The sequence below is a fragment of the Pseudomonas sp. A25(2017) genome (genome assembly GCF_002001065.1).
GTDB classification, from domain to species: Bacteria; Pseudomonadota; Gammaproteobacteria; order Pseudomonadales; family Pseudomonadaceae; genus Aquipseudomonas; species Aquipseudomonas kilonensis.
Window position 1 is genome coordinate 1 of sequence record NZ_MUOA01000067.1, and the last position, 9,708, is coordinate 9,708.

At 60.0% G+C, this 9,708-nt stretch carries 9 protein-coding genes and 1 pseudogene; 9 read left to right on the top strand and 1 reads right to left on the bottom strand.

The window, feature by feature from the left end; all coding sequences use genetic code 11:
• From mrcB to B0E42_RS16265, 3 genes are all read left to right on the top strand, one after another.
• The coding region (gene mrcB / locus B0E42_RS16255; RefSeq protein ID WP_371915896.1) for a penicillin-binding protein 1B at positions 1 to 2,287 on the top strand (2,287 nt) is incomplete at its 5' end.
• 16 nt (positions 2,288 to 2,303) lie between these two features.
• Entirely contained in the window at positions 2,304 to 3,023 is a 720-nt protein-coding gene (locus tag B0E42_RS16260; protein ID WP_077506848.1) for a M48 family metallopeptidase, read from the top strand.
• On the top strand, positions 3,023 to 3,352 hold the full coding sequence (locus B0E42_RS16265; protein ID WP_003205615.1) for a YqcC family protein: 330 nt from the start codon (positions 3,023 to 3,025) through the stop codon (positions 3,350 to 3,352). Before B0E42_RS16260 ends, B0E42_RS16265 begins: the two co-directional genes overlap by 1 nt.
• 6 nt (positions 3,353 to 3,358) lie before the next feature.
• Here B0E42_RS16265 and B0E42_RS16270 read toward each other — a convergent pair whose 3' ends face one another.
• Positions 3,359 to 3,781 (bottom strand): DUF4124 domain-containing protein, encoded by a 423-nt coding sequence (locus B0E42_RS16270; RefSeq protein WP_024618735.1) that lies wholly within the window; start codon positions 3,779 to 3,781, stop codon positions 3,359 to 3,361.
• 402 nt (positions 3,782 to 4,183) lie between these two features.
• Here B0E42_RS16270 and B0E42_RS16275 point away from each other — a divergent pair, with 402 nt between their 5' ends.
• From B0E42_RS16275 to B0E42_RS16300, 6 genes and pseudogenes are all read left to right on the top strand, one after another.
• Positions 4,184 to 5,908, top strand: coding sequence for an acetolactate synthase 3 large subunit (locus B0E42_RS16275; RefSeq protein ID WP_024618734.1), 1,725 nt, complete (start codon positions 4,184 to 4,186; stop codon positions 5,906 to 5,908).
• Between the two features lie 2 nt (positions 5,909 to 5,910).
• Complete coding sequence (gene ilvN / locus B0E42_RS16280) at positions 5,911 to 6,402, top strand: acetolactate synthase small subunit (protein WP_018609360.1); 492 nt, start codon at positions 5,911 to 5,913, stop codon at positions 6,400 to 6,402.
• A gap of 45 nt (positions 6,403 to 6,447) precedes the next feature.
• Positions 6,448 to 7,464 carry a ketol-acid reductoisomerase gene (gene ilvC, locus B0E42_RS16285; protein WP_018609362.1) on the top strand — a complete coding sequence of 339 codons (1,017 nt, stop codon included), beginning with the start codon at positions 6,448 to 6,450 and terminating at the stop codon, positions 7,462 to 7,464.
• Between the two features lie 144 nt (positions 7,465 to 7,608).
• Complete coding sequence (gene pssA, locus B0E42_RS16290) at positions 7,609 to 8,454, top strand: CDP-diacylglycerol--serine O-phosphatidyltransferase (protein WP_014340224.1); 846 nt, start codon at positions 7,609 to 7,611, stop codon at positions 8,452 to 8,454.
• Between the two features lie 75 nt (positions 8,455 to 8,529).
• The gene (msrP, locus tag B0E42_RS16295) at positions 8,530 to 9,543 is read left to right on the top strand and encodes a protein-methionine-sulfoxide reductase catalytic subunit MsrP (protein ID WP_077506849.1); all 1,014 of its coding nucleotides are present in this window, start codon (positions 8,530 to 8,532) and stop codon (positions 9,541 to 9,543) included.
• Positions 9,543 to 9,708, top strand: a pseudogene (locus B0E42_RS16300) (sulfoxide reductase heme-binding subunit YedZ); the annotation flags it as partial. The gene msrP and the pseudogene B0E42_RS16300, both read left to right, overlap by 1 nt.

The window sequence follows — 9,708 nt, forward strand, 5'->3', positions numbered from 1 at the left end:
GAAACCACCCGCCAGCCGCCTGCGGCCCTGGCTGGGCTGGGCCCTTAAACTCAGCCTGGTGGGCCTCGTCGTGCTCGCCGGTTTTGCGGTCTATCTCGATGCCGTGGTGCAGGAGAAGTTCTCCGGCAAGCGCTGGACCATTCCGGCCAAGGTCTATGCCCGGCCGCTGGAGCTGTTCGTCGGGCAAAAGCTGAGCAAGGATGATTTCCTGACCGAACTCGATGCCTTGGGTTATCGCCGTGAAAGCGTGACCAACGGTCCGGGTGCGGCCTCGGTCAATGGCAATACCATCGACCTCAACACCCGTGGTTTCCAGTTCTATGAAGGCATGGAACAGGCGCAACCGGTGCGGGTGCGTTTTTCCGGTGACTACGTGGCTGCGCTGACCGGCGCGAACAACGCGAGCCTGTCGGTGGTGCGCCTTGAGCCGCTGCTCATTGGTGGCCTGTACCCCAAGAACCTCGAAGACCGGATCCTGATCAAGATCGACCAGGTGCCGCCGTTCCTGCTCGATACGCTGATCGCCGTCGAAGACCGCGACTTCTACCATCACTTCGGCGTCTCGCCCAAGTCGATTGCCCGGGCTATCTGGGTCAACACCTCTTCGGGCCATATGCGCCAGGGCGGCAGTACCCTGACCCAACAGCTGGTCAAGAACTTCTACCTGACCAACGAGCGCAGCCTGACCCGCAAGCTCACCGAAGCCATGATGGCGCTGTTGCTGGAGCTGCACTACGACAAGCCGGAGATCCTGGAGGCGTACCTCAACGAGGTGTTCGTCGGCCAGGACGGTCAACGGGCGGTGCACGGTTTCGGCCTTGCCAGCCAGTTCTTCTTCAGCCAGCCGCTGTCCGAGCTCAAGCTGCATCAGGTGGCGTTGCTGGTGGGCATGGTCAAGGGGCCGTCTTCCTACAACCCGCGTCGTAATCCGGAGCGTGCCCTCGAGCGGCGCAACCTGGTGCTCGACTTGCTGCAACAACAAGGTGTGGCAACGGCCGAGCAAGTCGAGGCGGCAAAAAAGATGCCATTGGGCGTGACCAAGCGTGGCAGCCTGGCGGACAGTTCCTTCCCTGGCTTCATGGACCTGGTCAAGCGTCAACTGCGCGAAGACTACCGCGACGAAGACTTGACCGAAGAAGGCCTGCGCATTTTCACCAGCTTCGACCCAATCCTGCAGATGAAGGCCGAAGCCTCGGTCGAGGACACCTTCAAGCGACTGGGCGGGCGCAAGGGCGCTGACGAAGTTGAAGCGGCCATGGTGGTGACCAACCCGGAAACCGGCGAAGTCCAGGCCATGATCGGCAGCCGCCAGGCCAGTTTCGCCGGTTTCAACCGGGCCCTGGATGCGGTGCGCCCGATTGGCTCGCTGATCAAGCCGGCGGTGTACCTCACCGCCCTGGAAAAGCCGAGCCAATACACGCTGACCAGTTGGCTGTCGGACGAGACCTTCTCGGTCAAGGGCGCCGATGGCCAGGTCTGGAAACCGCAGAACTATGATCGTCGGTCCCACGGCACGGTGTTCCTCTACCAGGGTCTGGCGCATTCCTACAACCTGTCGACGGCTCGCCTCGGGCTGGAAGTCGGCGTGCCGAACGTCCTCAAGACCCTAGCGCGCCTGGGGGTGAGTCGCGAATTCCCGGCGTTCCCATCGATGTTGCTGGGGGCCGGTGGCCTAACGCCGATCGAAGTGGCGGCCATGTACCAGACGCTGGCCAATGGCGGTTTCAACACGCCGATGCGCGGCATCCGCAGCGTGCTGACCGCCGATGGCGAGCCGCTCAAGCGTTATCCGTTCCAGATCCAGCAGCGTTTCGATCCGGCCTCCATTTACCTGATCCAGAGCGCGATGCAGCGGGTCATGCGTGAAGGCACCGGCAGTTCGGTCTATAACGTGCTGCCCCGGACCCTGACCCTGGCGGGCAAGACCGGTACCAGTAACGACTCGCGCGACAGCTGGTTCGCCGGCTTCAGCCAGGACCTGCTGGCGGTGGTCTGGCTCGGACGTGATGACAACGGCAAGACCCCGTTCACCGGTGCCACCGGCGCGCTGCAGGTCTGGACCAGTTTCATGCGCAAGGCCGACCCGTTGCCACTGGACATGCCGCAACCGGACAACATCGTCCAGGCATGGGTTGATTCGCGCACGGGGCAAGGCTCCGATGCCAATTGCCCGGGCGCCGTGCAGATGCCGTATATTCGCGGCAGCGAACCACCACCCGGTGCTGCCTGTGGCGGCACGAATCCCGCCGAATCGGTGATGGATTGGGTCAAGGACTGGATGAATTAAGCAAAGAGGGTTTCAAGTGAACAAGTGGTTGATTCCAGCGGTAACGGCCGTGGCTTTGCTCAGTGGTTGCTCTACCGTACAGCGTGGTTCGATTCCGGTCGTTGATTCCGGCACTGCTGTTTCCAACAGTGAGCGGGTCTCGGCCAACGGCGGTTTCCGTCAGACGACGGTGAAGCGGCCGGTGCAGGGCCAGGTCCAGGCAATCCCGCAGGGCGACACCGGTGTCGTCGTGATGGTGCCTGGTGGTGGCGCGACGGCCTCGGCGCCGATCAGCAGCACGCCGATCACTCCGGGTCCGATCACGCCAGGGCCTATCGAAACCTCGCCGATCAATCAGGGCAGCTACAGCATGCCTTCGACGCCGAGCAGCATCCCGCCGGCAAGTTCCGGTGGCTTGTCCGCCGATGAACAACTGGACGGCCCGGTGCTGGCCCTGCTGACCACGGCGCAACAACAACAGGCCGGCGGTGATCTCAACGGTGCGTCTTCCAGCCTGGAGCGTGCCCAACGTGTCGCTCCGCGCGAACCTCAAGTGCTTTATCGCCTGGCCCAGGTGCGCATGGCCCAAGGCGATGCGCCGCAGGCCGAACAACTGGCTCGTCGTGGCCTGACATTCTCCAGTGGTCGTCCGGCACTTCAGGCCAGCCTGTGGGAATTGATCGGCCAGGCTCGTGAGAAACAAGGCGATTCCGCTGGCGCGGCATTGGCCCGTCAGAAGGCCAAGGTTTCGCTCTGATGGATACGCGTTTTCCTCAGATCGCCGACCAGTTGCTGTTGATCGAGCGGGAACTGCGGGTCCAGGGCTGGTGGAGCGATGTGTCGCCTTCGGCGCAGGCGCTGGCCAGTGTCGAGCCGTTCGCGGTCGACACCCTGGACTTCGAGCAATGGCTGCAATGGATCTTCCTGCCCAGGATGAAAGCCATCCTGGAAAACGACCTGCCGCTGCCCAACGCCTCGGGCATCCTTGCCATGGCCGAGATGGTCTATGCCCAGCGGCCAGGGCAGGGCATCGAGTTGCAGCGGCTGCTGGCGCAGTTCGATCAGTTGATCAGCAACGCCGGCTGACCGACGTTACTGACAGTTCTCCTCGATTTGCTTGCGGGTCTCGTCGATCCGCAGGCGCCGCTCCTCATCGGTGAGGCGGCGCATTTCCCCCTCCACGTCTTCGCGTACCCTGGGATTGTTCTGCAATTGCGCCAGGTTGGTCCGGGCCTGTTCGCAGAACGCCTTGAGTTGGGCTTCCTGCTCGGCAATCTGTTTCTTGACCTGTTGGTCGATGGCCTTTTGGTCGCCAATGACTCCGCCAGACGGCGGTGCCGCCGGTTTGGCGGGCGGCGGGGCGGACTTGATCACGGTCGTGGCTTCCGTGCCTTCGGGCGGCTGGGCGCCGAAGTGGGTAACGCCCTGGGCGTCCACCCATTTGTAGACCTGACCGGCCATGCACATCGGGCTCAGGCCAACCAGCAGGCTGGCCGTCAAGAAGATCATTCGCATGCTGTTTCCTTGTCATGGGTTGCGCAATTGAAGCTAACACAGTTGCCGTTTAAAGGTTTTTTCTTGCGTTCTCATGCGCTTACTTCGAATAAAGCACATAGACGACTTGACTTGAAGGAGGCGAAACAGAAGAATCCAAAGTCCGCTGTAGAGGGACTGCCAGAAGCAGACCCACTCAGCAGATCATGAGGCGCACATCCGCGCCGACCTGTTACACCCGCAACGCGTTACCTCGCGCTGGGTGGGAAAGGCCCGCAACACTTGGGACGATCCCAATACTTGCTCAGTCAGTGCTGACGTAGTCGGCGACCACCGTCGCTCATGCTCTGCCGAGAAGTAAACCTATTAAGACCCGTCCCCTTTTTTGTGGGTCGGTATTCTGGCGTTTTAGAGGTGAACAACGTGGAGCTTTTATCTGGCGGTGAGATGCTCGTCCGCTTTTTGCGTGACGAAGGCGTCAAATATATCTACGGGTACCCCGGTGGTGCTCTTCTTCATGTCTATGATGCCCTGTTCAAAGAACCGGAAGTGACCCACATCCTGGTTCGTCACGAGCAGGCGGCCACCCATATGGCTGACGGCTACGCCCGTGCCACCGGCAAGGCCGGCGTGGTACTGGTGACTTCCGGTCCAGGCGCCACGAACGCCATCACCGGTATCGCCACCGCGTACATGGACTCCATTCCGATGGTGATCATCTCCGGCCAGGTGCCCAGCACCCTGGTGGGCACCGATGCGTTCCAGGAAACCGACATGATCGGTATCTCCCGGCCGATCGTGAAGCACAGCTTCATGATCAAGCACGCGTCGGAAATCCCTGAAGTCATGAAGAAGGCCTTCTACCTGGCTGAATCCGGTCGTCCGGGCCCGGTCGTGGTCGATGTCCCGAAAGACATGACCAACCCGGCCGAGAAGTTCGAATACATCTTCCCGAAAAAAGCCAAGCTGCGTTCCTACAGCCCGGCCGTACGCGGCCACTCCGGGCAAATCCGCAAGGCAGCCGAAATGCTCCTGGCGGCCAAGCGCCCGGTGTTGTACTCCGGTGGCGGCGTGATCCTCGGCGGTGGCTCCGCGCCGCTGACCGAACTGGCGAAAATGCTCAACCTGCCGGTCACCAATACGCTGATGGGCCTGGGCGCGTTCCCGGGCACCGACCGTCAGTTCATCGGTATGCTCGGCATGCACGGCAGCTACACCGCGAACCTGGCGATGCACCACGCCGATGTGATCCTGGCGGTCGGCGCACGTTTCGACGATCGCGTCATCAATGGTCCGGCGAAATTCTGCCCGAACGCCAAGATCATCCATATCGACATCGACCCGGCGTCCATCTCCAAGACCATCAAGGCAGACGTGCCGATTGTCGGTCCTGTAGAGAGCGTGCTGACTGAAATGGTCGCCATTCTCAAGGAAATCGGCGAGGTTCCCAACAAGGAGTCCGTGGCCAGTTGGTGGAAGCAGGTTGATGAATGGCGCGGCGATCGCGGCTTGTTCCCTTATGACAAGGGTGACGGCAGTGTGATCAAGCCGCAGACCGTGATCGAAACCCTGTGCGAAGTGACCAAGGGCGATGCCTTTGTGACCTCCGACGTGGGCCAGCACCAGATGTTCGCTGCGCAGTACTACAAGTTCGACAAACCCAATCGCTGGATCAACTCCGGCGGCCTGGGCACCATGGGCTTCGGTTTCCCGGCGGCCATGGGCATCAAGTTGAGCTTCCCAGAGACTGATGTCGCCTGCGTCACGGGCGAAGGCAGCATCCAGATGAACATCCAGGAGCTGTCCACCTGCCTGCAATACGGTTTGCCGGTGAAGATCGTGATCCTGAACAACGGCGTGTTGGGGATGGTTCGCCAGTGGCAGGATATGAGCTACGGCAGCCGTCACTCGCACTCGTACATGGAATCGTTGCCTGATTTCGTCAAGCTGGCAGAGGCCTACGGTCACGTTGGCGTGCGCATCACCGAATCGAAGGATTTGAAGTCGAAGATGGAGGAAGCGTTCGCCATGAAGGATCGCCTGGTGGTGATCGATATTGCGGTCGACACCAGCGAGCACGTCTACCCGATGCAGATCAAAGACGGCTCCATGCGCGATATGTGGCTGAGCAAGACGGAGCGTACCTAATCATGCGACATATTATTTCCCTGCTTCTGGAAAACGAACCGGGTGCGCTGTCTCGTGTTGTGGGCCTGTTCTCGCAGCGCAACTACAACATCGAAAGCCTGACCGTGGCGCCAACCGAAGACCCGACCCTGTCGCGTCTGACGCTGACCACCGTAGGGCACGATGAAATCATCGAGCAGATCACCAAGAACCTGAACAAGCTGATCGAGGTGGTCAAGCTGGTGGACCTGTCGGAAAGCGCTCACATCGAGCGTGAACTGATGCTGGTCAAGGTCAAGGCCACCGGCGCCCAGCGCGCCGAGATCAAACGCACTACCGATATTTTTCGTGGGCAGATCGTCGATGTCAGCGCCAGCGTCTATACCGTTCAGTTGACCGGTACCAGCGACAAGCTCGACAGCTTCATTCAATCGATCGGCACTGCCTCGATTCTGGAAACCGTACGCAGTGGTGTCACCGGGATTGCCCGTGGCGACAAAGTACTGAGCATCTAAACCAAATTAGCGAATGGCCTGAACGGCCGGATATAGGGGAAATTCATGAAAGTTTTCTACGATAAAGACTGCGACCTGTCGATCATCCAGAGTAAGAAAGTCGCCATCATCGGCTACGGCTCCCAAGGTCACGCCCAAGCGTGCAACCTGAAAGATTCCGGCGTTGACGTGACTGTCGGCCTGCGCAAAGGCTCGGCCACCGTTGCCAAGGCCGAGGCCCATGGCCTGAAAGTGACCGACGTGGCTTCTGCCGTTGCTGCCGCTGACCTGGTCATGATCCTGACCCCGGACGAGTTCCAATCGGCGCTGTACAAGAACGAAATCGAACCGAACATCAAGGAAGGTGCCACCCTGGCCTTCTCCCACGGCTTCGCGATCCACTACAACCAGGTTGTGCCACGTGCCGACCTCGACGTGATCATGATCGCGCCGAAGGCTCCGGGTCACACCGTGCGTTCCGAGTTCGTGAAAGGCGGCGGTATCCCTGACCTGATCGCGATCTACCAGGATGCGTCCGGCAACGCCAAGAACGTGGCCTTGTCCTACGCTGCTGGCGTGGGTGGCGGTCGTACCGGCATCATCGAAACCACCTTCAAGGACGAAACCGAAACCGACCTGTTCGGCGAGCAAGCCGTTCTGTGTGGCGGTACCGTCGAGCTGGTCAAGGCCGGTTTCGAAACCCTGGTTGAAGCTGGCTACGCGCCAGAAATGGCCTACTTCGAATGCCTGCACGAACTGAAGCTGATCGTTGACCTCATGTACGAAGGCGGTATCGCCAACATGAACTACTCGATCTCCAATAACGCCGAGTACGGCGAGTACGTGACCGGTCCGGAAGTCATCAACGCCGAATCCCGCCAGGCCATGCGCAACGCCCTGAAACGTATCCAGGACGGCGAATACGCCAAGATGTTCATCAGCGAAGGCGCTACCGGCTATCCTTCGATGACCGCCAAGCGTCGCAACAACGCCGCCCACGGTATCGAAATCATCGGCGAGCAACTGCGCTCGATGATGCCGTGGATCGGTGCCAACAAGATCGTCGACAAAGCCAAGAACTAAGTCGCGAACTTGATCGAAAAACGCGGCCTTGGCCGCGTTTTTTCGTTTGGGCGGTGGCTTCTGGTATAAAGCTGCATCGTTTGCGGTAGAACCGTCGTCCCAGACATCTGTCGAATTTTTTCACACCGTTGCAAGGTATTGTCCATGAGCGAACGTCCCGACGAGCCAAACCAGGCTCCTGACGCCGAAAGCCTGTTGCCCATCGATGAGCACGTCGAAGAAGGCCATGACGCAGAAGGCCGTAAGGTCCGGCATCGTGGCATCTATCTGCTGCCGAATCTGTTCACCACCGCGAACCTGTTCGCCGGTTTCTATTCCATCATCAGCTCCATGAGTGCCCAGGCTGCCTTGAGCGCTGGCGATAGCGCAGGGGCGAGCCGTTACTTCGCGTTCGCCGCCATTGCGATCTTCGTCGCCATGGTGCTCGATGGCCTGGACGGGCGCGTGGCCCGCATGACCAATACCCAGAGCGCGTTCGGCGCCGAATACGATTCGCTGTCCGACATGGTCGCCTTCGGCGTAGCGCCTGCCTTGCTGGCGTTCGGTTGGGCGCTGGGGGACATGGGCAAGGTCGGCTGGATGGTTGCCTTTGTCTATGTGGCGGGTGCGGCGTTGCGCCTGGCTCGTTTCAACACCCAGGTCGGCAAGGCTGACAAGCGTTACTTCATCGGCCTGGCCAGTCCGGCCGCGGCGGGTGTCGTGGCAGGTGTTGTCTGGGCATTCAGCGATTACGGCATCCAGGGTTCAAAAATGTCGTTTCTGGTGGCGCTGCTGGTTGCGGCGGCCGGGATGCTGATGGTCAGCAACATCAAGTACAACAGCTTCAAGGAGCTGGATCTGAAGGGGCGCGTGCCGTTCGTGGCAATTCTGGCAGTGGTGCTGGTATTCGCGGTGGTGTTCAGTGATCCGCCACGTATTCTGTTGTTGGTGTTCCTGGGTTATGCCGCCTCCGGACCGGTGCAATACTTGTTGCGTCTTCGCCGACGCTAAACGTTGCCTTAATGTAATTTCCCCCATACTCCGCAGTCTATTGGTGTACCTGCCCTCCAATACTGCGGAGTTGTCATGCTGATCAAGATCTCCAAGTCGTCCGACTGCCGTGAATCGGACGTCACGCCCGAATCCCTTTATCTATCCCGTCGTCAGATGCTCGGTGCAACCATGGCGGGTCTGGCCGTGAGCAGCTTGCCACGATGGGCCAGTGCTGCCGATGCGGCGCGTTATGCCGATGTCGAGCCCGGCAAGGCGCCGTCCTGGTTTGCCGAGAAACTGCCTTCGGTCCAATGGGGCGCGGTCACGGTCAAGAATGAGCCCATCACGCCGTTCAAGGACGCAACCCATTACAACAACTTCTATGAGTTCGGAACCGATAAGGGAGACCCGGCAGCCAATGCTGGATCGTTGAAGACCGAGCCCTGGAGCGTGGTCGTGGACGGGGAGGTGGGCAAGCCGGGACGCTACGGGTTGGAAGACTTCATGAAGCCTTATCAACTGGAAGAGCGTATTTATCGATTGCGCTGTGTCGAGGCCTGGTCGATGGTCATTCCGTGGATCGGCTTCCCCATCTCCGCATTGCTAAAGCAGGTCGAACCGACGTCCAGGGCCAAGTACATCCGCTTCGAAACCCTGCAGGATCCCAAGGTCATGCCGGGGCAGCGTTCCGGTTTCGCCTTGATCGATTGGCCATATGTCGAAGGCTTGCGATTGGACGAGGCCATGAACCCGTTGGCCATCCTGGCGGTTGGGATGTACGGACGGGAGTTGCCGAACCAGAACGGCGCGCCGCTGCGGTTGGTGGTCCCATGGAAGTACGGTTTCAAAAGTGTGAAATCCATCGTACGTATCAGTTTGGTGAGCGAGCAGCCGAAGACGACTTGGCAAAGCATTGCGTCTGACGAATACGGCTTTTATGCCAACGTCAATCCAACGGTCGATCACCCGCGCTGGACTCAGGCGCGTGAACGTCGTTTGCCGAGCGGGCTGTTCAGCCCCAATGTTCGCGATACGTTGATGTTCAACGGCTATCAGGATGAAGTCGCTTCTTTATATGCAGGGATGGACCTGAGGAAGGACTACTGATGCGTTTTCCAGTCTGGCGAGTCGGCGTCTTCATCGCGGCGGCGGTCTGGCCTTTGTTCTGGCTTTATGAGGCCTTGATGAACTCGCTGGGTCCTGACCCGGGCAAGGTGCTGGTGGATCGGCTCGGGTTGGGCACGTTGATCCTGTTGTTGATCACCTTGAGCA

Coding starts and splice junctions, on each gene's coding strand:
- B0E42_RS16265 (WP_003205615.1), top strand. CDS start 3,023: ATGGATACGCGTTTTCCTCAGATCGCCGACCAGTTGCTGTTGATCGAG.
- B0E42_RS16270 (WP_024618735.1), bottom strand. CDS start 3,781: ATGCGAATGATCTTCTTGACGGCCAGCCTGCTGGTTGGCCTGAGCCCG.
- ilvN (WP_018609360.1), top strand. CDS start 5,911: ATGCGACATATTATTTCCCTGCTTCTGGAAAACGAACCGGGTGCGCTG.
- ilvC (WP_018609362.1), top strand. CDS start 6,448: ATGAAAGTTTTCTACGATAAAGACTGCGACCTGTCGATCATCCAGAGT.
- pssA (WP_014340224.1), top strand. CDS start 7,609: ATGAGCGAACGTCCCGACGAGCCAAACCAGGCTCCTGACGCCGAAAGC.
- msrP (WP_077506849.1), top strand. CDS start 8,530: ATGCTGATCAAGATCTCCAAGTCGTCCGACTGCCGTGAATCGGACGTC.